This window comes from Psychrobacter sp. SCQQ22, from assembly GCF_015864605.1.
In the GTDB taxonomy this organism is placed as follows: domain Bacteria; phylum Pseudomonadota; class Gammaproteobacteria; order Pseudomonadales; family Moraxellaceae; genus Psychrobacter; species Psychrobacter fozii.
The window spans coordinates 108,545-130,679 of record NZ_JADYWZ010000011.1 but is presented as its reverse complement, the minus strand read 5'-3'; the positions used below and the strand labels follow the sequence as shown (position 1 = coordinate 130,679).

General features: G+C 43.1%; 16 protein-coding genes and 1 pseudogene. 14 read left to right on the top strand and 3 right to left on the bottom strand.

Features of this window, described 5'->3' with window-relative positions; genetic code table 11:
* Positions 1–143 precede the first annotated feature (143 nt).
* On the bottom strand, positions 144–2,999 hold the full coding sequence (locus I6E84_RS13310; RefSeq protein ID WP_197218460.1) for a heavy metal translocating P-type ATPase: 2,856 nt from the start codon (positions 2,997–2,999) through the stop codon (positions 144–146).
* Between the two features lie 510 nt (positions 3,000–3,509).
* Here I6E84_RS13310 and mrcB point away from each other — a divergent pair.
* The 6 genes and pseudogenes from mrcB (at position 3,510) to purH (ending at position 11,523) form a co-directional block, all read left to right on the top strand.
* Positions 3,510–5,978 (top strand): penicillin-binding protein 1B, encoded by a 2,469-nt coding sequence (gene mrcB, locus I6E84_RS13305; RefSeq protein WP_197218459.1) that lies wholly within the window; start codon positions 3,510–3,512, stop codon positions 5,976–5,978.
* A 32-nt stretch (positions 5,979–6,010) separates the two neighbouring features.
* Positions 6,011–6,805 carry a tetratricopeptide repeat protein gene (locus I6E84_RS13300; RefSeq protein ID WP_197218458.1) on the top strand — a complete coding sequence of 265 codons (795 nt, stop codon included), beginning with the start codon at positions 6,011–6,013 and terminating at the stop codon, positions 6,803–6,805.
* A gap of 122 nt (positions 6,806–6,927) precedes the next feature.
* Positions 6,928–7,854, top strand: a complete 927-nt coding sequence (gene prmA, locus I6E84_RS13295; protein WP_197218457.1) for a 50S ribosomal protein L11 methyltransferase — start codon at positions 6,928–6,930, stop codon at positions 7,852–7,854.
* Between the two features lie 182 nt (positions 7,855–8,036).
* Positions 8,037–9,221 (top strand): DUF3426 domain-containing protein, encoded by a 1,185-nt coding sequence (locus I6E84_RS13290; protein ID WP_197218455.1) that lies wholly within the window; start codon positions 8,037–8,039, stop codon positions 9,219–9,221.
* Between the two features lie 307 nt (positions 9,222–9,528).
* Positions 9,529–9,789: pseudogene (fis, locus tag I6E84_RS13285) on the top strand (DNA-binding transcriptional regulator Fis); the annotation flags it as partial.
* A 153-nt stretch (positions 9,790–9,942) separates the two neighbouring features.
* Positions 9,943–11,523 (top strand): bifunctional phosphoribosylaminoimidazolecarboxamide formyltransferase/IMP cyclohydrolase, encoded by a 1,581-nt coding sequence (purH, locus tag I6E84_RS13280; RefSeq protein WP_110922420.1) that lies wholly within the window; start codon positions 9,943–9,945, stop codon positions 11,521–11,523.
* A 208-nt stretch (positions 11,524–11,731) separates the two neighbouring features.
* Here purH and I6E84_RS13275 read toward each other — a convergent pair whose 3' ends face one another.
* Both I6E84_RS13275 and I6E84_RS13270 read right to left on the bottom strand, forming a co-directional pair.
* Positions 11,732–13,606, bottom strand: coding sequence for a SurA N-terminal domain-containing protein (locus I6E84_RS13275; protein WP_197218451.1), 1,875 nt, complete (start codon positions 13,604–13,606; stop codon positions 11,732–11,734).
* A 384-nt stretch (positions 13,607–13,990) separates the two neighbouring features.
* Positions 13,991–14,263, bottom strand: a complete 273-nt coding sequence (locus I6E84_RS13270) for an HU family DNA-binding protein (protein ID WP_045445077.1) — start codon at positions 14,261–14,263, stop codon at positions 13,991–13,993.
* A 518-nt stretch (positions 14,264–14,781) separates the two neighbouring features.
* On the opposite strand from I6E84_RS13270, the gene I6E84_RS13265 reads away from it, so the two are divergent.
* The 8 genes from I6E84_RS13265 to fdx all read left to right on the top strand — a co-directional run bounded on the left by I6E84_RS13265 (position 14,782) and on the right by fdx (position 22,119).
* Positions 14,782–15,426: a hypothetical protein gene (locus I6E84_RS13265; RefSeq protein ID WP_197100804.1), complete on the top strand. Its 645-nt coding sequence runs from the start codon at positions 14,782–14,784 to the stop codon at positions 15,424–15,426.
* Positions 15,427–15,959: 533 nt separating this feature from the next.
* Positions 15,960–16,469, top strand: coding sequence for an Rrf2 family transcriptional regulator (locus tag I6E84_RS13260; RefSeq protein ID WP_110922417.1), 510 nt, complete (start codon positions 15,960–15,962; stop codon positions 16,467–16,469).
* Positions 16,466–17,692 carry an IscS subfamily cysteine desulfurase gene (locus tag I6E84_RS13255; protein ID WP_197100802.1) on the top strand — a complete coding sequence of 409 codons (1,227 nt, stop codon included), beginning with the start codon at positions 16,466–16,468 and terminating at the stop codon, positions 17,690–17,692. The genes I6E84_RS13260 and I6E84_RS13255 overlap by 4 nt, the downstream gene beginning before the upstream one ends.
* 149 nt (positions 17,693–17,841) lie before the next feature.
* Positions 17,842–18,252 carry a Fe-S cluster assembly scaffold IscU gene (gene iscU / locus I6E84_RS13250; protein WP_110922415.1) on the top strand — a complete coding sequence of 137 codons (411 nt, stop codon included), beginning with the start codon at positions 17,842–17,844 and terminating at the stop codon, positions 18,250–18,252.
* A gap of 217 nt (positions 18,253–18,469) precedes the next feature.
* Positions 18,470–18,790, top strand: a complete 321-nt coding sequence (gene iscA / locus I6E84_RS13245) for an iron-sulfur cluster assembly protein IscA (protein ID WP_110922414.1) — start codon at positions 18,470–18,472, stop codon at positions 18,788–18,790.
* Between the two features lie 129 nt (positions 18,791–18,919).
* A complete protein-coding gene (hscB, locus tag I6E84_RS13240) occupies positions 18,920–19,501 on the top strand; it encodes a Fe-S protein assembly co-chaperone HscB (protein WP_197218449.1) in 582 nt (193 codons plus the stop codon).
* A 328-nt stretch (positions 19,502–19,829) separates the two neighbouring features.
* Positions 19,830–21,710: a Fe-S protein assembly chaperone HscA gene (gene hscA, locus I6E84_RS13235; protein WP_197218448.1), complete on the top strand. Its 1,881-nt coding sequence runs from the start codon at positions 19,830–19,832 to the stop codon at positions 21,708–21,710.
* Positions 21,711–21,780: 70 nt separating this feature from the next.
* Positions 21,781–22,119, top strand: a complete 339-nt coding sequence (gene fdx, locus I6E84_RS13230) for an ISC system 2Fe-2S type ferredoxin (protein ID WP_197218447.1) — start codon at positions 21,781–21,783, stop codon at positions 22,117–22,119.
* Positions 22,120–22,135: the final 16 nt, after the last annotated feature.

Genomic DNA, 22,135 nt, shown 5'->3' with positions numbered 1-22,135 from the left:
CAGCAAACCAAAACCCATCAACAAGCGCCCTACACGCTGATCGATAGCGCTGCTGATACGAGCTATGTCAGTGACGATACGCTGATTCAGCGATCGATGGGTGAGATGATAACTACACTGCCAATGCATTTCTGAAATTAAACCTAAGCACGCTTCAAACGTAAAGCATTCAATACCACAAACAACGAGCTGAGTGACATACCAATAGCAGCGAGCCATGGTGGCACGTAGCCTAACGCTGCTGGTATCAACACAATACTGTTATATACCAGTGCCCAGCGAAAGTTTTGTTTGATGATACGCTCTGTTTTATCAGCGATACGTTTGGCCGCAGTAATAGCCTCAATGTGACCATTTAAAATAATACTATCGCTCGATACTTGCGCCAAATCTGCCGCGCCAGCAATCGAGGTCGAGACATCTGCTGCTGCCAGTACTGGTGCATCATTGATACCGTCACCAACCATCAGCACAACCGCACCTTCAGACTGCAATTTTTGAATATGGTTGACCTTATCCGTTGGCGATAGACCATTATAAGCAGACTCCATACCCAAACCTTTCGCCATTACTAACGCTTGCGGACTTGGATCACCAGTCAGCATTACAGACTCAATGCCTAGCGCTTTCAGCGTATCAAGCATCGACTTAGCACTGTCACGCACCTTGTCATTAAAGTAAAAACACGCCAGCGCCTGCCAATCGTCTGAATCGTTATTTTGACGAGACAAGACTACCGCTGAGCTAGCACGCTGAGCTACCAAATCAATGGTTATGTCACTATGCTCATTAGCATCATTGGTGTTGTCTAAGGCAAAATTCACATGACCAATTCGATATAACACACCATCGATCATTGCCTCTACCCCACCCGCTGGATAATGCTGTAGTGCTTGCGTGGCTGGCAGGTGCAATTGATAAGCCGCAGTGAGCAATGCATGGGCAATTGGATGGCGACTACCCACTTCTAGAGCAGCAGCAATGGCTAAGACTTTATCTTTTTGGTCAGATACTTGTATTTCTTTTTGATTCAGAGAGTCCGTTAACTCGATATTGAGTAAATTTGGCTTACCATAAGTCAGCGTACCTGTTTTATCAAAAGCCACATGGGTAATCTCAGCAAGCGTTTGCAGCGTATGCCCACGCGTCGTCAAAAACCCATAGCTCGCCAACCGGTTCGTCGATACCGTGAGCGCAATCGGTGTCGCCAAAGACAATGCACAAGGACAAGTTGCGACCAATACTGCGACGGTAGCCCAAACGGCTTGGCTCGGATCAACGATATACCAACCAATAAACACCAAGACGGACAATACTAGAATGCGCGCCACAAACCAACGTGCCAGCTTATCCGCTTGCTGTGCCAATTTTGGCTTTTCACTCATGGCGCGGTTCATAAGTCTATCTATCAAACCTATCTGACTGTCTTCTGGTAGTGCGGTGACCAGCATCTCAAACGGCTGACTATCATTTTGCGCACCACCAACAATATAGTCGCCTTGGGTCTTGATAATCAAGTCGCCCTCACCCGTCAGCAGGCTTTGCGAGACTGTTGCCGTCGAACTGAGCAAAATACCATCACTGATAATTTCAGATCCAGCTTCTACCATGATGATGTCACCCACTTGCAAGCTGTGAGCGGTCACCATTTTTTTGTCTTGTGTACTATTTTTATCTTCGACGCTGACGCCTGTTGTTGGCTCTGGTTTTGATTCTTGTTTTGATAAAGAGAAGCGCTGATTACGCGATTGCTGCCAGTCTTGGGCAATACGTACGGTTAGTTCATGAACATTATCATCTATGCTCTTCATAAAATTAGGCATAGCACTTGATAATTTTTGGTTGCTTATAGGGTCCACATTCACATTATCACGTGAAATATCAGCAGTGCCATCTTCTTCACTGCTAGTCGTCTCATTGAGCATATTCTGCGAAATCTGTTGCAAAATACGCTTAGCAGCTTCTTTATCTTCCGCAACTTTTTGCACCAATACCGGTTCAACCACCACCAAATCATTGGCCATAGTCGCCGCTTTTAGGCGAGCATTATGCTCGATATAGCGGCCTGCCAATAAGAAGAAAATAAACATGCTGACCGAATCGTAATACGTTTCCCCTTGCCCAGTAATCGTGGCATATAAACTGGCGAAGAAAGTCACAATTAGTGCAATACTGACAGGCACATCCATATTGACTTGGCGGGCACGAACCGCTGACCATGCTGATGTAAAAAACGGTAGTCCAGCATAAAAGAATACTGGCGTACTGACGAACAATGAGACCCAACGTAGAAAATCACGCTGCAATATCAGCATATCGCTATATTCACCAAAATAGAGCGCCACGGCATACATCATTGCTTGCATCGAACCCAGCGCAGCGATGCCAAGGCGCAGCAGCATTTGATTAGTATGGCGTGCCAGCATGGCCTCATGCGTGTCTTGACGATAAGGCTTAGCCTCATAGCCGATTTCATTGATAACGGCCAGAATACGGCTAATCGGCAGCTTGTCTTCGTTCCAAATCACTCGCATGCGTTGGTTGGTCAAATTCACCTGACACTTACTGATACCGTTCAACTCATCAAGACGTGATTCAATCAACCACGTACACGCCGCACAACGTAGATTGTTGACAGACAATTCTGCCACCGACATACCATCCTGCGCATACACAAACTGCTGCTTTATTTCATCATGATCATATGCCTCAAGGCGTGTCATTTGAGTAGGCAAGCTTGCCGTACGACTAATCTCCGAGCGATCCAGATAATATTGCTCAAGCCCAGCCTCTACGATACTCTGCGCTGCCAACTGACAGCCCATACAACACATCTCACGTGATTGACCCAGTATCTCGGCATAGAATGGCGGCTGCGGTACAGGATCACCGCAATGGAAACAATCGCCAGCAAGAGGCAGCACTAGACCTTCAATGATCGAGTTGTCTTCATGATGATGGTTTGGGGTAGAGGCTATTGATGGAGGGACACTAGACATAATCGCGCTTACTTCCTTTAGACAGGTTTGCTCGAACCTTATTCGTTTCAAGTTCGTTTCAAGTAAATTCGCTTCGCGTGCAGCTTGCTATTGTTAACAGTACTCAATGCTTAGGTTATAGAACTTAGGTTATAGAACTTAGGTTATAGAACTTAGGTTATAGAACCAAATAAAACAGCAACTTTAAAGTTCTCTTAGCTTTGCTAGCATAAAGTAACACGCAACAATAACAGCGGATAATTCATAAAAAACACATCGTTGTAGCAAGATTAAATTGCTATCGTGAACGACTATTCTATATGGCATCTATAAAAGCAATTAAAAGCTTTTGATGCGTTTATATTAATGTGAATATTTTAATAAAGATTATACTATAAGCAAGTGCTGTAAGCAGTCTCAATGCTCATAGTTTAATACCAATGAATGCTAACTTTGACGATGATAGATTGAAAAATTTGTCATTTTGCGTCATTATGAAGCAGTTTTTTATCCCTAAATGGTGCGATATCAGTGCAAAAATCCAATTCCAAGCTACCAAATACCCAGTTATCACAGTCTGCTAGGCCTATTGTCAGCACGCTACCTTCACAGCAGCGTGGCTTGGTATTTAGTAGTCTTATATTAATTGTCATTATCGCGGGTATGGTGCTGCTCGCGCTATACTTAATCAAACTTGATCGTACCATTACCCATAAGTTTGAGGGTAAGCGCTGGGATATTCCTGCCAAAGTATATTCGCAGCCACTTGAATTATATCAAGGTGCTAGTGTCGATACCGATACGATGAAAACTTGGCTAGAACTGCTTAACTATCAAAGCAACAAAGCTTATGATCGCACTGGCACTTATCATAAATCAGGTAATACCTACTTTATCCATACGCGTGGCTTTACTTATAGCGCCAATGATGTGGACAAAGAGCAAGTCATCAAAATGACTATTAATGGTAATAAGATTTCATCGGTGCAGAGTACCTTACCTGCCAAGAGTGGCATCATTCGCTTAGAGCCTGTCAATATTGGTGGCATTTACCCAGACAGTAACGAAGATCGCATGGTCGTCTCATTAGATGACGTACCACAGCCGCTCATCGATGCGTTGATCGCCACGGAAGACCGTGCGTTTTACGAGCACAAAGGGGTATCTGTACGCGGTATCGCACGCGCCGTAATAAATAACTTTTCTGGTGGCTCTAGACAGGGCGGCTCGACCATTACTCAGCAGTTGATCAAAAACTTCTATCTCAACTCAGACCGTACGCTGAAACGCAAAGCCAACGAAGCATTAATGGCTGTACTACTTGAATTGCATTACAGCAAAGACGAAATTCTACAGACCTATCTAAACGAGATTTACTTAGGTCAGAATGGTAAGCGCTCTATTAATGGTTTTGGCTTGGCCTCACAGTTTTATTTTGGCAAACCACTCAAAGAGCTACGCTTAGATCAGCAAGCCATGCTTGTCGGTATGGCAAAAGGCCCAAGTATCTATAATCCGCGTCGCAATCCAAATGACTCAAAAGAACGCCGTAACATTGTTCTTGGTAATATGCTGGCCGTAGAATCACTTAGCCAAGAAGACTATGATAAAGCGATTGAACGACCGCTCGATATCGTTGAAAAACCTGTTGAGGGTAAGAGCCAGTTCCCTGACTTTTTGGATATCGTTAAACGTGAACTGAATACTGTTTATTATTCTGATGACCTCAAAAACGAAGGTCTCACTATTATCAGTACGTTAGACCCTATTGCGCAATTGGCAGCAGACAAAGCCGTTGATAAAAAACTGGGTGAGCTACGTCGCAAGAGCAGCAAAACCAAAGATTTGCAAGGTGCTCTAGTGAGTGCCAATCCTGAAACTGGCGAGCTGGTGTCTGTGGTCGGCAGTGGCAGTGAGTTTACCGGCTTTAACCGTGCCGTTGATGCCAAGCGTCAAGTCGGCTCATTATTAAAGCCAGTCATTTATATGACAGCGCTTGAAAGCGGACGCTACAACCTCGCAAGCTCGGTAGATGACTCACCAATTACGGTCAATTTAAGTGACGGTACTAAATGGAACCCGAAGAACTACGACAATCGTGATCATGGTTATGTACCGTTTACCACTGCGCTATCACAGTCATATAACCAAGCGGCGGTACGCTTGGGCATGGAGTTTGGGATTGATACCTTTGCCAAACAGTTGAAGCGTATGGGTGTAAAAGAAGACATACCACCATATCCTTCAGCACTGCTAGGCTCTGTCAATCTTAGCCCGATGGATATGCTTGGTGTGTATCAAGTCTTTGCAACTGGAGGCTTTCGCACCCCTATTCATAGTATTCGTACGGTGATAGATGATCGCGGCCGTATCTTGCAACGTACTGGACTCAATACTCAGCGCAGCATCCCGCCTGAGACCAATTACCTCACGAATTACGCGCTACAGCAAGTGGTCGCAACTGGTTCTGCTAAACGTGCAAAATCACTTGGTAGCAATTTAAACTTGGCGGGCAAAACAGGTACCACAAACGACTTTCGAGATGCTTGGTTTGCCGGTTATAGTGGCAACTACGTCAGTGTGGTTTGGGTTGGTCGTGATGATAACAAACCTATCGGTCTAAGCGGTGGTAGTGGTGCATTACCAGTTTGGGTTGATTATATGGATCGTCTCAAGCTGACACCTGTGTCATTACCAGAGCCTGAAGGCATTGAATGGTTATGGTTAGAGAACAACTCAGGTAAGCTCTCTAATGAGCGTTGTACTGATGCCCGTTATCTGCCAGTACTGTCAGCACATCTACCAGAAGAAGCCAGCAGTTGTGCGCTTGGTCTATATCAGCAAGACCGTGCACGCGAGCAGTCACAACTGCAAAATCAACAAGGTAACTTTGAGATTCCAAATGGTGAAGCCGTTGATACCGATAGCCAAGAAAATAGTGATGAGCAAGATGAAAACGATGCCGATACTTGGTATGATCGTGCCGTTGAATGGTTCTAACATTGCTTTTAAACATTACAAAAGGTCTCAACATGTTGTTATTTCTGAAGCACGCTACATCAGTCAAGCCAGCCGTTATTGGTAGTCCTAAAAGGCCTACCTCAGCCAATGCTATACTGGTAACCAGCGCACTTATCAGCATGTTGGGTTTGAGCGCTTGTCAGACTGCGCCGACTACGATGACGACAGCCCCTTCTCAAACTGTCCCATCGTCACAAATGCCTGATACATCTGCGCCTACTGAAACTCAGGCCCCTACCTATGAAGAGGATGCTGACAGCGACTATCCTATCGAGCCTGACAGTTCCGTTGAATCGACCAACCCACTGACTCAAGAGTCTCCGGTGTTTGTACCATCCAACCCTATACCGACTCAGCCTGAAACCGTCTTCGTTATTCCTTCTCGTGAAGAATACGTAGTCCCTGAGCCCTCTATACCGTCACATAGCGACCTGTTAGAACGTGCTAGAAGCAACTCGCAGCAACGAACGCAACAAGCAACCAGTAACAATAGTAACCTGCCAGCGTTTCGCAGTTTAATGCAGACAGGTGTCAATCAGCTCAAAACAGGTCAATTGACCAATGCTGAAAGCAGCTTTACCCGTGCACAGCGCCTAGCACCCAAATCATCAGCGGTATATTTCTATTTAGCACAAGTGGCATTGAAAAAGAACCAACCTCGTAAAGCAGAAGCAATGGCACGCCGTGGTCTTAGTGTCTCTCAAGACGCTAATCGCAGACGCTCGCTATGGCAAATCATCTTGCAATCAGGACAGGCACAAGGTAACTCACGTGTCGTCAGTGAGGCAAAACAAGCATTACGTTAATATCAAAACATATCTAAGTGAATAGATGCCAAGTTTATAGCTTTGTAATCTATTCACTTTTTATATTCTACACTCCATCATTTATCCAAAATATATATTTAATTTAGCTTAAGGTTATCGTTATGGCATGGCAACAACTACATTTACAATGTGAAAAAGCAAACGTCGATTTGGCTGAGGCGCTACTACTAGAGGCAGGCGCACTGTCTATTGCCTTAGATGATGCAGGTGACCAGCCTTTGTTTGAACCATTACCTGGTGAGTCGCCTCTATGGGATGAAGTTATCCTAACAGGGCTGTTTGATGCAACGACTGATGCTGGCAACCGTCAGGCTGTCGAGCAGTTGAGTCATGAAATCGCCGCTCAAGTACAAGCCACCCGTGTTTGGCTGAGTGCTGTCGATGACAAAGACTGGGAACGCGAATGGATGAGTAACTACCACCCTATCGAATGTGCCAATAATCTATGGATCGTACCCAATTGGCTAACGCCACCCAACCCTGACGCGACCAATATTATTATGGATCCTGGACTGGCCTTTGGTACTGGCTATCATGCGACCACACGCTTATGTCTCGATTGGCTAACAGAGCAAGATTTAAAAGATAAAGTGGTCATTGATTATGGTTGTGGCTCAGGTATTTTGGGCATTGCTGCTTTACTATTGGGTGCACGCCAAGTTTATGCAGTTGATATCGATCCACAAGCGGTATTGGCAACCAATCAAAATGCAGAACGCAATGATGTTGGTGACCGTCTACAAGCATTCTTACCAGAAGAATTTACGGATTACTGTTCACAGAATTCTGTCTTGCCAGTAGACGTTATCGTCGCAAATATCTTGGCAAAACCATTAATTGGCCTAGCCCCTTATTTTGCGACTTTAATCACGCAAAAAGGTAGAATCGTACTAGCAGGCTTGATAGAGTCGCAAACTGACCAAGTCACTGATGCTTACCAGCCTTATTTTGCCCTTGATGCAAAACATGCTTTTACAGCGCAAGAAGATCAACATTGGCAACGTCTATCTGGTACATTTACAGGCTAGCAACATTTAATTACATCTGTTACGATAGAGGGCAGTCAGATACCCTGTGTTTGACGCCACTCTATCCGTGCTCATGACCCATAGATTTTTAAACGCTTTTGAATGATGGCATTAGCATCATAGGCAGCCTTTATTGAGTGGCTAAGCGGTATTGATAACCATATTTTTTTGGATTCGACCCTATGACTACGCCAATACAGACCCAGTGCCCTCATTGCAAAAATTGCTTGAAAATACAGCAGGATCAGCTCAATAGAGACAATGCAACAGTCATCTGCGATCAATGCCACCAAAGTTTTTTAGTCAACAAACATCTTGTTGTAAACCCTGATGTTTCTAAGATATCAGCCTCTCCAGTAGAGACAGCAACAACCCAAAAAAAGGATATGTCGACTCCACATAACCACTCTGCACAAACATCTAAAACCAATAATAAAAACAACTCAGATAACACTAAATCAGCATTTAAAAAACCACCTTCAAAAAAAATCTCCTCTGACATATTAATCCATGATGACATGGATACCGATGAGCCAGACGACACCTCTTTAGAATATGATTCTCTAGACAGTATGGATGCGTGGTTGGATCAAATAAACGAGACCAATTATACTTCAACAGTGTCTGATGAACCGTCAAATGCCATCTCCAAAACAACCAGTAAAAGCATCAGTTCAGCCGTCTCTAATGATATTCACGCTAATATCGATGATACGACTGACAACTCATGGCTCGAAAAGCTTCTTAAAGATCAAAACAAAAGCGAAGACATACTACAAGACGAAACAGACTTATCACGACTGTTACTCGATATGGGCGTACCACTTAAAGACGAAGACAAATCCATTGATGAACGTGTGAGAAAGTCTCAAGAGCAATTTATACCAACGCCGAGGAAACGTTCAGCAGCATCGTTACTATGGATACTCGGGTGTTTAGTGTTGGCACTATTACTCTTTGCACAATATGTCATCTTTAACTTAGAGACCTTAGTAAAAAACCCTGCTCATGCTGAAAAACTCCAAGCAATATGTTCAGCTATTTCGTGTAGCTTACCCAGTGCCGATATAAATGCGCTGACGCTCACCAATACCAATCATAGATCCAGCAACATAAAAATGACGGGTAAATTTAGCGATATAAGCGCTACATTAAATAATCAAAGTGCAAGCACTCAGCTATATCCAAATGTTAAAGTCAGCGTCTATGGTAGCAATGAGCTAATTGGCGAATTTATTGCTACACCAGCTGACTATCTATTAAGTAAGCAAAGCCAACTGGCTGCAGACAGCAACCGTCAGATACTCTTTACTATACCCGTTGCAAATACACAAATCCGCGATGTTAGCATCAGCCCCTTGTACTAAGTTTTGAGCAAAATTGAAGCTTATAACATTGAGTTAATGGTTATCAGTCAGAGAGGTTTGTATTCATACAATTGAGAATAAGCTTTCGTAAATAGCGCCAATGCTAAGATAACTGCCAATATATCAGCGCTAGACGACATTAATTTGATATAATACCCACAATATCTTATGGTTTGATTCTCCCTAATCCCAAGGACATTATCTTATGGCGCCTCATGCACAGCAATATGCTAATCATTTTGCTACAAGCTCTGAGCATCCTGCCGATTATAATAAAGAAAACTACCCTCAGCCGACTCACCACTTTAATGCGTCAGTAGACAGCTATGCGAGTAATGCGCATGAGCCGCTACGAGTACATGTTGAGCGTGTGGTACGACAGTATTTTGCGATGCTAGGCGATGAGACACCCACCGACTTATACGAGCTCATCCTAAAACAAATAGAAGAACCGCTCTTATCTGTCGTCCTTGAAAAAACTCGGGGCAATCAAACCAAATGTGCGCAAATCCTAGGTCTAAACCGTGGCACTTTACGCAAAAAACTCAAAACTTATGACTTAATGTAGCTCTTGCTCTATGAGCGCACTTATCTTTAACAACCATCATTATGCATGGCAATTTAATATTCATGACATTATCCATTGTGATACTGTTTGCAATAATTGTCTTCATCACCTTGCCAGACGTTTACGTCAGGCTTTTTTTATGGAAGTTTTTTTATGAGTACTACCCCACTTGCATTGTTATCGGTCTCCGATAAATCTAATATCGTTGAATTTGCTCAGGGCCTCATTAAAGCGGGTTTTGGCTTGCTATCTACTGGCGGTACTTATCGGTTACTCACAGAAAACAACGTTGATGTAACAGAAGTATCAGACTATACCGGTTTCCCTGAAATGATGGACGGTCGTGTTAAAACGTTACACCCTAAAATTCATGGTGGTATCTTAGGACGCCGTGGTAAAGACGATGCTGTCATGAGTGAGCACGCGATTGACCGTATTGATTTGGTGGTGGTGAATTTATATCCGTTTGCTGAAACCATTGCACGTGCTGATGTCACGATGAACGATGCTATCGAAAACATCGATATCGGCGGCCCTACCATGGTTCGTTCAGCTGCCAAAAATCACGCCCATGTGGGTATCGTGACTGATCCTGCTGATTATGACCGCATTCTTACCGCATTAGGTGATGGTACTGCATTGACAACGGCTCTACGCTACGACTTGGCAGTGAAGGCTTTTGAACATACGGCACAGTACGACGGTATGATTGCCAACTTCTTAGGCAGCCGTGTGAACGAAAACCAAGAAGCAGAAAACTTCTCACGTACATTCAATGTACAGCTTGAAAAAGTCCAAGACCTACGCTACGGTGAAAACCCACATCAAAACGCTGCTTTCTATATTGAAAATCAGCCACTAAAGAGCCAACAAGCTTCTATAGCAACGGCTAAGCAGCTACAAGGTAAGGCACTGTCTTACAACAACATCGCTGACACTGATGCAGCCCTTGAGTGTGTCAAAGCCTTTAGTACGCCTGCTTGCGTTATCGTCAAGCATGCAAATCCTTGCGGCGTCGCAGTTGATAATGACCAAGTAGCTGCTTATAACACTGCCTTCAGTACCGATCCTGAATCTTCTTTCGGTGGTATCATTGCCTTCAACCGCCCATTGACGCTTGCAGCAGCAAAAGCCATTATCGACAATCAATTTGTAGAAGTAATTATCGCGCCTAGTATCGAGGACGGTGTGCTTGAAGCGACTGCTGCTAAGAAAAACGTACGTGTGTTAGTCTGTGGCGAGCTACCAGCACCAGATCAACGCGATATTCAGCTAGACTATAAACGCGTTAACGGTGGTCTACTCGTGCAAGAGCAAGATCTTGGTTTGATTACTGCCAATGATCTAAAAATCGTTACTGATGTACAACCAACTGAAGCACAGATTGCAGATCTACTTTTCAGCTGGAACGTAGCAAAATACGTCAAATCTAATGCCATCGTCTATGCCAAAGGTCAACGCACTATCGGTGTTGGCGCAGGTCAGATGAGCCGCGTTAACTCAGCTCGTATCGCTGCTATCAAAGCAGAGCATGCTGGACTAGCGACTGAAGGCGCTGTCATGGCATCAGACGCGTTCTTCCCGTTCCGTGATGGTATCGATAACGCTGCTGCAGTAGGCATCTCTGCTATTATCCAGCCTGGTGGCTCTATGCGTGATGACGAAACCATCGCTGCAGCCAATGAGCATGGCATTGCGATGGTCTTCACTGGTATGCGCCATTTCCGCCATTAAACTGTCTAGTATCACTTTGAAAACTGGCATTAATAGCCGTACTAAATTGTATATTGCTGTTAATGCTACATTCTTATGATTATGATAAAAACAATAGCCATTAAAAAAGCCACTATAAATAGTGGCTTTTTTGTACGTCAAATTTAATAAGGGTATTTAGAAAATACGATTTAGTAAGTGCGTCACATTTCTCGTAATATCCTGATTTTTAGCGCCCTTGCGCATTCGACATATTGGCTTCATTAATCTCAACTTTATACACCAAGCGTAGATAATCTAAATAGTCTTGTAGCTGATCCTGACCTAAGTTATCACGGATAATGCTAGCCGTTTGCGCTCTTTGCGCATCAGATAATGGCGACTGTGGCTCTGTCTTGATACGATCACCAACCAACAGAGTAGCACCCGTTTCTGTTTCGCTCGCAACAGCCACCACACCATTATTAGCCGCTTGCTGACTGAAAGCCAATCCACGCTCTTTTTCTGTCAATAGCGTCGTTTGACGATTCACTGCACCCAATGATTGAAGACTGACTGGCTGCTTACTAATATCAGCTGACGTTTTAATACCTGCGGCCAACGATTTGGCTTCTTTCAATGCCAATGCTGTGGCTTTCTGTTGACGTAGTATCTGGGTAATTCTTGGCGTAGCGGCAGATAAAGCAAGCGTTTTGGTAGGACGATAATTACTTGGCTGTACCCATACTGTACCGTTACCCACTTCGATACCAGCGGTCACTGCCTGATCCTGAATGGTAAACTCATCAAAAGCTTGCTTGATCACTGCAGGTTGCGACAGTACTGATTTGTTGTTCTCTTTGCGATAATCTTTGAGACGTTTCAATGTTACGTTCTCTTGTTGAGCAATGTCTTCAATACTAAAGCCATCTGCTGCCATGTCATTGATCGCTGTTACTTTATCCGCATACATTTCTTGACGCTTATACTCTGTCGCCTTGACGGTTAAGTCATCACGCATGCTCTCCAAAGTCGGTATTTTACTACCATTGTCTTCGGTCACCGTAAATATTTGATAGCCAAAGCTGGTCTTGATAGGTGCTGTGATATCACCAACACTCAATCCCTCTAACGCTTTTTCAACTGCTGTCGCGTCATTGCCGAATACAGAAGGGTTAAAGCGACCGATACTACCACCTGTCTCTCCTGATGGGTCATCTGACTCTGATTTGGCTAATGCTACAAATGATGCCCCTTTGTCTAAACGCGCTTTAACCGTATCTGCTCGTGCCTTAGCATTATCACCTGTCAATAGAATCTGACTAACTTGACGCTCATCGACGATGGCTTGCTCTTGCTTATAAGCTTCATATTGCTGCTGTAGGTCTTCTGTTGTAACGTCTGTCACCTGAATGGTTTGAGGGCTGAGTTGCAGATAAGCCAAATCTACCATTGCCGCACTTTTTAGCGTTTCTTTATTGGCATCATAGTAGGCTTGTATGTCATTTTTGCTCAATTTCACCTGATCGGTGTAGTCTTGCCAATTAAAGCGATGCAACCAGACATTGCGCGACTCAAGCTGCAGATCTATCAACTGACTGACCGCTTGCATTGGATACACTGCCGTACCAACGATACTAGCATTAAGCTGATCCAGGCTTAACTGATTGCGAAATTCAGCAAACAACTGATTCTTTGTCATACCGCGCTGACGCAAAAAGTTCGCAAATTGATCATTAGAAAAATTGCCATCAGCATCCTGAAATACTTCTTCTTGACGCAACAAACGATTAATTGTGTCATCAGAGACTGTCATACCAAGCTTGCCTGCTTGCTGCTCTAGTAGCGTACGATCAATAAGACCTTTTAGGACTTGCTCGTGTAGCACATCCTCATTTAATAGACTGGCATCCTCAACTTGTTCTAATATTTCAGTACGACGGCTATTGACAGCAGACTGGTATTCGGTCAGCCCTACACTTGCGTCACCTACCTGAGCGACTTGGTTGGGATCGACTCCACCGCCAAAGTAACTTTCGACACCCAATAGAGCGAGCGGCGATAGGCATAAAATCAATAAAATGCGACCTGGCCAGCTTTTTAAGAAATCGCGCAATTTATCCATAGTTATCTCTGCTGTATTAACCTATATTGATGAAAAACCATTGTAATATTAATATGAATATCAATGCTATCTAAGCAGGCAATGGTAAAAGTAAGCGCGCGTGCATTTTATATAGAAGGACAAGACTGACTAAAGCAGCCTAGTTTCAACAACGCATCTATCGCGCGCCCTATGATACGTGATTTTTGGTGTAGACTCAAAATATTCACGTTGTATGATACAAACTATAGCAATAAAAAAAGCACCCAAATATTAGGTGCTTTTTTATAATTTAGAGTATGGCATTGAACCATGCTATAAATCATCTACTACTTTACTATTGGTAAACGCTATGTTTATTCGTATATTACGTCATGACACAGCGCTTACTAACAATAGTATGGCTTAGTTCAAGCGCTCTTTTAAGTTTTTACCAGCTTTGAAGCTAGGTACTTTGCTTGCAGGGATGCTAAGCTCTTCACCAGTCTTAGGGTTACGGCCAGTACGCGCTTTACGATCTTTTACGCTGAAAGTACCAAAACCAACTAATGAGATGCTATCGCCAGCTTCTAGCGCTTCACCAACACTTTCCATAACAGCATTCAATGCATCACCAGCTTGGGTTTTATTTAGACCACTTTTGTCTGCGATGCTATCAATTAATTCTGACTTATTCATAAAATTTCCTTCAAGTTTAAGGGGGATAATAAACGCTCACGCCAAGCATTGTAACGCTCTCATAGCATTTAAGCAATAAAAACTGCCTGACTGACGTATTAACAGGTCTCGCTTTGTTATCGTCTTTATATCAAGGCAGCATAAGGAGCGCAAGCGATTTTACATATTTTTGTTCACTACACTACGTATTTGACACTCAATGTTACGCAAAGTATCTGCAACGGTTCTATCAAGGCACAATGTTCAACTAATGTGACCTTATCTCAAAGATACACCTATATGCTATCTTATCGTTTAGCGCTGGTCAGGTCACATTAATGCACCATCAGTCACAAACACTCGTGTCTTTATTGCCTAACAAATTGTAAAGTAATAATTGACCAACTGACAGAAACTAGCGTTACTTTTTATTATAAAGGCGTTACTATAAGCAAAATATTACTGCACATTTTGCGTCGATTTTGACCCTTGATTGTCTTTTGCCTATAATTTGCCAAATAAAAAAACGGATTATTTACATGAAGCGTTCTACGTTGTCTCACTCTTTTTCTAATATCATTCTGGTGTTCATCGAGTCGGCGCTGACATTACTGTTACGTTTAGATCCTGAACTGCGTAGAGCTGCTTATCCACTTGCCAAGCAAGGCACTGTTGTGGCGTTGCGCTTATACTTACCGCATGTTGAAATTTTTGCCACTTTTAGTACCAAAGGCGTATTGTTAGATGCTCAGCTACCTATCGACCGTAGCGAACCTGATGTCATCATCAATGCCTACAGCCTTCAGGTTATCAATGCCATTACCACTCACGACAGCGAAACGACTGAAAAGTTACAAATGCGCGGTGAGTCTGTGCAAGTACAATTGGTCAAGCAATTCATCATGCAACTCGGTCTGGGCAGCTTGATTCAAGGCTTGATCAAAAAGATAAAAGGTGGCAAAGGTAAGTCTAAGCCAACTGAAGCTGACCTAGCAGAAAAAAAGGAAAACTATAAGTTACGTATTAAGGAACAACAAACCCAGATAAACACCCTTACTATCAAAAACCGTGAGCTTGAAACCACTGTTAAGGAATTACAGAGCAAGCAAAAGATGCTTGTTATTGTGACGGTCGCTGCTCTTGTCATTATGATTGGTACTATCATTGCGTTGTTGATGAATTAATCTCAACGATACGTCATAATTTAAAACGATGGCTTAATAAAAGCGGCTGATATTCATTACAGGATATCAGCCGCTTTTTGCTTCTTAACTACCTCAATACTCAATTATCTCAACACTTAGTCACTTCAACACTCAATCATCCCAATAATTAGTCACTTCAACAGAATACACAGACAAACTACAACCTTCTGTTTCTTAGCACGTTCAAAAGCTCTAAGCAGAATCTCTATAATCACCGCCACTAAACGGTTTTATGACTGCTTCCAAATACCATTGTTTTTATCAATCATAGTAATAAGCTAGATTAACCATTCAACCACACTTTAATCTTGACTAAATTACTCGGGATTAAGTATAATTGGTCCAATCGTTGCACACATCGGGTCAATCATCTGTTGTTTAATAACGATAAGACACAACTTAGCTGCCCTATGATTTATATCTGTGACTTGTATATTTATACGAATTATCGCAAATATCATCTCGCTAAGATCGTTGTTAACTAAAATGACATAACAGTTTGGAGATAACACATGCGTTTGACTACTCGAGGCAGGTATGCCGTTACTGCGTTACTAGATTTGGCACTACAAACCAGCCAACAAGAAAGTGCGGTATCCTTATCTGATATAGCCAAACGGCAATCGATCTCTATCTCTTATCTTGAGCAATTATTCTCCAAACTTCGCAAACGTGGGCTCGTTACTAGTATTCGCGGTGCAGCCGGTGGTTATCATTTGGCGAAACCATTGGATCAGATAGATGTGATGAGCATCATATCTGCCGTCGATGAGTCTGTAAATGCGATGCAGTGTGAAGGACGTGGTGATTGCCAAGGTGGTACAATGTGCTTAACCCATGATTTATGGTGTGCACTGTCAAATCATATCGAACAGTACTTGAATAATATAACATTAGCACAATTATTAGACATGGAAAACGTGCAGTCAGTTTCCGAACGTCAGCATAGCTCTACCAAAGAGATTTCCATAAAAGACATCAATACTATTACTCTATCGAACAGCGAGGCAAACCCAGCATGAGCCAACATAACAACCTTATATACTTAGATTATGCCGCCACTACTCCAGTAGCTAAATCAGTAGCTGCTAAGATGAGCGAGTATCTGACGGTAGATGGCGTCTTTGGCAACCCAGCCTCGCGCTCACACGGTTACGGCTGGCAAGCAGAAGAAGCAGTAGAGACAGCGCGTCAACAAGTGGCTGAAGTCATTAACGCTGATCCACGCGAAATCGTCTTTACCTCTGGTGCTACTGAGTCTGACAACCTAGCTATTAAAGGTGCTGCACATTTTTACCAGTCTCGTGGTAAGCACATTATTACCAGTAAAATTGAACACAAAGCGGTACTAGATACCTGCCGTGAGCTTGAGCAAGAAGGTTTTGAGATCACTTATCTTGAGCCACAACCAAGCACTGGGCTAATCTTGCCAGAACAAGTTAAAGAAGCGCTACGTGAGGATACAATCCTAGTATCACTTATGATGGTGAACAATGAGCTTGGTACGCTTACTGATGTAACAGCGATTGGTGAAATCACTCGCGAAGCTGGTGTGGTCTTCCATGTGGATGGCGCGCAATCAGTGGGTAAAGTATTGATCGACCTTGCAGAAATGAAAATCGACTTGATGAGCTTCTCAGGTCATAAAGCCTACGGTCCTAAAGGTATCGGTGCTTTGTTTGTTAGCCGCAAGCCACGTATTCGTCTAAAAGCTGAGCAACATGGTGGTGGTCACGAGCGTGGCATGCGTTCAGGTACCTTACCTACGCATCAAATCGTTGGCCTTGGCGCAGCATTTGCCCTAGCCAATGACAGCTATAAAGAAGACAATGCCCATGCAGCAAAACTACGTCAAAAGCTGTGGGATGGTCTACAAGATATTGAAGAGATTTATTTAAACGGTGATTTAGAGCATAGCGTTCCTAACATTGTGAACATCAGCTTTAACTTCGTTGAAGGTGAGTCACTCATGATGTCACTTAAAGACTTGGCTGTCTCATCAGGCTCGGCCTGTACGTCAGCGACGCTTGAGCCATCATATGTATTACGTGCTATTGGCCGTCCAGATGAATTGGCACATAGCTCTATTCGCTTTAGTTTTGGTCGTTATACGACTGAAGAAGACATCGACACTGTTATCAAGCAAATGCATGAAGCCGTTGACAAATTACGTGCCCTATCACCACTTTGGGATATGTACCAAGATGGCGTTGATTTAGATTCAGTCGAATGGGCTGAGCACTAAAATTACCAAAAACAAAGATATGGCTATCGAACATAGCCATTAACCGATTGATCAGACAATTACGATTAAGTGTTTGACCCCAATTATCAATGAGTAGCAGCGTTCAAACCAATCAGCTACTGCTCATTATCTAACTAGGAGAAAACCCCATGGCCTATAGCGACCAAGTTATTGATCATTACGAAAACCCACGCAACGTTGGCAACCTTGATAAAAACGCCAAAAATGTTGGTACCGGTATGGTCGGTGCTCCAGCATGTGGCGATGTGATGCGTCTACAAATCCAAGTCGATGATAACGGTATTATCGAAGATGCACGCTTTAAAACTTATGGCTGCGGTTCAGCTATTGCTTCAAGCTCACTCGTTACTGAGTGGCTAAAAGGCAAGAGCCTAGACCAAGCTGGCGAAATCAAGAACAGTCACATTGCTGAAGAATTGGCATTACCACCAGTAAAAGTGCATTGCTCTGTACTTGCAGAAGATGCTATTAAAGCCGCTATTAGCGACTATAAAGGCAAGCATGGCGTAGCAGCAGCAACTGAAGAAGCTGTTATCTAAGGCTAAACCTACTAGCCTATGTGCTGTGTGGTATTAGCAGCGCTATAGTAGCAACACGTTAAACAGCTGCTGATGCTAAAAAGGTGACAATGACACTTATGTAATTGTCACCTTTTATTTTCTAAGAGCCGCTAGCATATTATCTTGGTAATTTCAGTTGCCAGTTGATACAGATTTTTTTATTGATACTTATAATTAATAGTCAATGGGAGTTGGCATGATTGAAATGACAGAACGCGCCGCTCAGCATGTTCGAGACTTTTTGGACAATCGCGGCAAAGGTGAAGGCATTCGAGTCGGTATCCGCACAGCGGGTTGCTCAGGTCTAGCTTATGTTTTAGAGTTTGTAGATACACCTGACGAAAATGACACACGTTATGAAAGCCGAGACGTTAGCATCTTTATTGATCCTAAAAGCTTGGTATATTTAGATGGTTTGTTGATGGATTATGAAAAAGAAGGTCTCAACGAAGGCTTTAAGTTCAGTAACCCTAATCAAAAAGGCGAATGTGGTTGCGGTGAGTCATTTACAGTTTAATGATTTAAACCTTCCAACCTTTACGCTCGAAAAACAGTAAACAGTCTACGCTGCAATCCGGATTGTAGACTCAGTAATAGAGCATCAACAGACAGACATTTCAAACAAATAAAAAGCAAGGCGTATGATATGACAGACATCACACCAGAAGCACAGTTTGATAACTTCTTTGCTTTATTTGAGCAACCAGTACAATTTGAAGTTAATCAAGACAGTCTCGATCAACATCTACGTCTGCTACAAAAACGTTATCACCCTGATAATGTCGCTAAAAACCAGACTGACATTGCTCAAGCACAACTACAGTCTGAAAAATATTCAGCACTGATCAATCAAGCTTATCAAACGCTTAGCTCGCCTGATAGCCGTGCTAGTTATCTATTAGATATAGCAGATCAAGCTCAAAATCTAGAGCACTCAATCGCAGACTTGGACTTCTTGGAAGATGCGATGGAAATGCGTATGGATTTGGATGACGCTATTGAAGGCAAAGATCTTCCAGCCTTGCAGCAGTTACATCCTCAAATCACAGAGCGTCTCGCAAAACAATCTGAGCGTTTTAGTAACGCCTACCAAGAGAAAGACTGGAACACAGCGATTGATGCGACACAGAAATTAAAGTTTTTAGTGAAGTTAAATGCTGACGTTACTACTGGACTTGATGAAATCGCGACGGCTGAGCATTCAGATGACGATGATTTATACGTTTAGATAGTCGCGAACAACCTATTTTATCTAAAGACTAGGTTTTAGAGATTTAGTTAAAAAATATTTGGTTAAAATAGTACCGACTATACCGTATAATCGTTTATCCCAAAATTTATTGGCCGTTGTACGACTCTATTTGTATGGTAGAGAACATAGTCGAGACAGTCTAGAATTGATACAAGACAACCGAGCATATATAGCAGTATTAGCTAACACGCTAGGTTCGCGCCGTATTACTTGATAAATATTTTGACTATAATTATCAGACTGTCGTAATGCCTATGTTGCACTTACCCCATTTCACTTATTCATTTTATCTTTGAGTTATTTTATGTCTTTAATGCAAATTGCCGAACCCAATCAAAGTGCCCAACCTCACCAGCATCGTTTTGGTTTAGGAATCGATCTTGGCACCACACGCTCGTTGGTCGCTGTGGTACGTTCAGGCAAGGCGCAAGTATTAGAAGCAAATACCAGCACTGATACCTTGTTACCGTCTGTTGTTTATTATCCAAGCACTGGCAAGCCATTGGTTGGTTATGATGCCCTAGCCCACTTAGCGGATGATCCAAAAAATACGATCGTCTCGGCTAAGCGCTTTATGGGTCGTAGCCAAGCAGATATCAAATTTTCTCATCCTTACGAATTGAGTGGCAATAAAGATGACATGCCGGCTTTTGTCACCGCCCAGGGTGAAGTATCTCCTGTTGAGATTTCTGCCCGTATACTAGCCGCACTCGAGCAACGTGCAGCAAGCGCACTGCCTGAAGATAGTATCGAAGGTGCTGTCATTACCGTACCTGCTTATTTTGATGAAGCGCAGCGTCAAGCGACCAAAGATGCAGCTCAAGCAGCTGGTATCAAAGTATTGCGTTTACTGAACGAGCCAACTGCTGCGGCTGTCGCTTATGGTCTCGATCAAGCCACAGAAGCTAGCGAAAAAGAAAGCTACTATCTAATTTACGATTTGGGTGGTGGTACGTTTGATGTCTCTATCTTAAAGCTGACTGATGGCGTCTTTGAAGTACTAGCCACTGGTGGTAACAGTGCACTAGGTGGTGACGATATCGATCGACTAATCACCAATTGGCTTATCAAACAATTGGCTATCGATCCAAAAGATGTCAGTCTTCATGACAAGTCAATACTTGCGCAACAAGCTAAAGCTTATAAGCAAGCACTGACTGATAGTGAACAAGTCGATATCGACATTGTCGTCAATACTCAATCTTATCAAGGTGTATTGAGCCGTACAGATATCCTGACAATCGTAGAACCTGTTAGCCGCCGTACCTTAAGTGTCTGTGAACAAGTACTGCGTGATGCCAAACTCTCCAGTACTGATTTGGACGAAGTTATCTTAGTTGGTGGTTCAACCCGTATGCCTGCTATTCAGCAAGTCGTGACTGAGTTCTTTGCCAAACAGCCGCTGTGCCGCCTCAACCCAGATGAAGTAGTCGCTCTAGGCGCGGCGCAGACAGCGCATCAACTGGTCAACGGTGATAGTGACAATAACCTACTATTGCTAGATGTGACGCCGCTATCACTTGGTCTTGAGACTATGGGTGGCCTAGTCGAAGTGCTCATACCACGTAACACGCCTATCCCTGTCAAAAAACGTCAAGTATTTACAACTTATCAAGATGGTCAGACAGGCATGGTAATCCATGTTGTACAGGGTGAACGTGAAACTGTCGATAACTGCCGCTCACTTGGACGCTTTGAATTGTATGGCATTCCTTCTATGAAGGCTGGGTTTGCCCGTATTGAGGTTACCTTTAGTATTGATGCCAATGGTCAGCTAACGGTCAGCGCACAAGAGACCACAACCAAAACAGAAAGTAAGATTGAAATTGTGCCTTCTTATGGGTTGTCAGACGAACAAAAAGAGCAGTTACTGATTGCAGGATTTAAGCATGCAGAAGAAGACAAAAATGCACGCTCTTTAATTGAAACCAAAGTAGAGGCTGAACGTGAAATATTAGCACTACAATCGGCACTCAATGAGTTTGCAGCTTTGCTATCTTCTGAAGAGCAGCAATCACTGGCTGATCAAATACAACTAATGCAAGAAGTACTGAGCACTAATGACTTAGCACTTATTGAAGCACAACAAGCACAACTCAAACCCCATAGTGATGCTTTTGCTGCCCGTATTATGAACCAGAGCGTTAAAACAAGTATGGCTGGTACGAGCGCCCAAGATTGGTAGCAAATTAGCTGAATAGCATCTCCATTATATTTTTATTTCTTTAAATTGATTAGCATCGGAAAGACGATTTATGCCAAAGATTACTGTATTACCCCACCACGAGATTTGTCCTGAAGGCGCTGAAGTCGAGCTAGAGGCCGGTAGTAACTTATGCAAAGCACTAGTAGAGAAAGGCATTAAAATTGAGCATGCTTGTGAGATGTCAAAAGCCTGCACAACTTGCCATGTAGTCGTACGCAAAGGCTTTAATGGTCTGGAAGAGATGGATGATATCGAAGCTGACTTGTTAGATCGTGCTTGGGGGTTAGAGGCTGATTCACGTCTATCCTGCCAAGTGATAGTTGAGGACGAAGACTTAACCATCGAAGTGCCTAAATATACCCTAAATCATGCTAAAGAAAATCATTAGGTACTTGTAGAAAGCT

What these genes read in the sequence shown, in the direction of transcription:
- I6E84_RS13290 (WP_197218455.1), top strand. Translation starts at nt 8,037, where the DNA reads ATGACTACGCCAATACAGACCCAGTGCCCTCATTGCAAAAATTGCTTG.
- purH (WP_110922420.1), top strand. Translation starts at nt 9,943, where the DNA reads ATGAGTACTACCCCACTTGCATTGTTATCGGTCTCCGATAAATCTAAT.
- I6E84_RS13300 (WP_197218458.1), top strand. Translation starts at nt 6,011, where the DNA reads ATGTTGTTATTTCTGAAGCACGCTACATCAGTCAAGCCAGCCGTTATT.
- I6E84_RS13260 (WP_110922417.1), top strand. Translation starts at nt 15,960, where the DNA reads ATGCGTTTGACTACTCGAGGCAGGTATGCCGTTACTGCGTTACTAGAT.
- I6E84_RS13265 (WP_197100804.1), top strand. Translation starts at nt 14,782, where the DNA reads ATGAAGCGTTCTACGTTGTCTCACTCTTTTTCTAATATCATTCTGGTG.
- fdx (WP_197218447.1), top strand. Translation starts at nt 21,781, where the DNA reads ATGCCAAAGATTACTGTATTACCCCACCACGAGATTTGTCCTGAAGGC.
- prmA (WP_197218457.1), top strand. Translation starts at nt 6,928, where the DNA reads ATGGCATGGCAACAACTACATTTACAATGTGAAAAAGCAAACGTCGAT.
- I6E84_RS13270 (WP_045445077.1), bottom strand. Translation starts at nt 14,263, where the DNA reads ATGAATAAGTCAGAATTAATTGATAGCATCGCAGACAAAAGTGGTCTA.
- hscA (WP_197218448.1), top strand. Translation starts at nt 19,830, where the DNA reads ATGTCTTTAATGCAAATTGCCGAACCCAATCAAAGTGCCCAACCTCAC.
- I6E84_RS13275 (WP_197218451.1), bottom strand. Translation starts at nt 13,606, where the DNA reads ATGGATAAATTGCGCGATTTCTTAAAAAGCTGGCCAGGTCGCATTTTA.
- I6E84_RS13310 (WP_197218460.1), bottom strand. Translation starts at nt 2,999, where the DNA reads ATGTCTAGTGTCCCTCCATCAATAGCCTCTACCCCAAACCATCATCAT.
- hscB (WP_197218449.1), top strand. Translation starts at nt 18,920, where the DNA reads ATGACAGACATCACACCAGAAGCACAGTTTGATAACTTCTTTGCTTTA.
- iscU (WP_110922415.1), top strand. Translation starts at nt 17,842, where the DNA reads ATGGCCTATAGCGACCAAGTTATTGATCATTACGAAAACCCACGCAAC.
- iscA (WP_110922414.1), top strand. Translation starts at nt 18,470, where the DNA reads ATGATTGAAATGACAGAACGCGCCGCTCAGCATGTTCGAGACTTTTTG.
- I6E84_RS13255 (WP_197100802.1), top strand. Translation starts at nt 16,466, where the DNA reads ATGAGCCAACATAACAACCTTATATACTTAGATTATGCCGCCACTACT.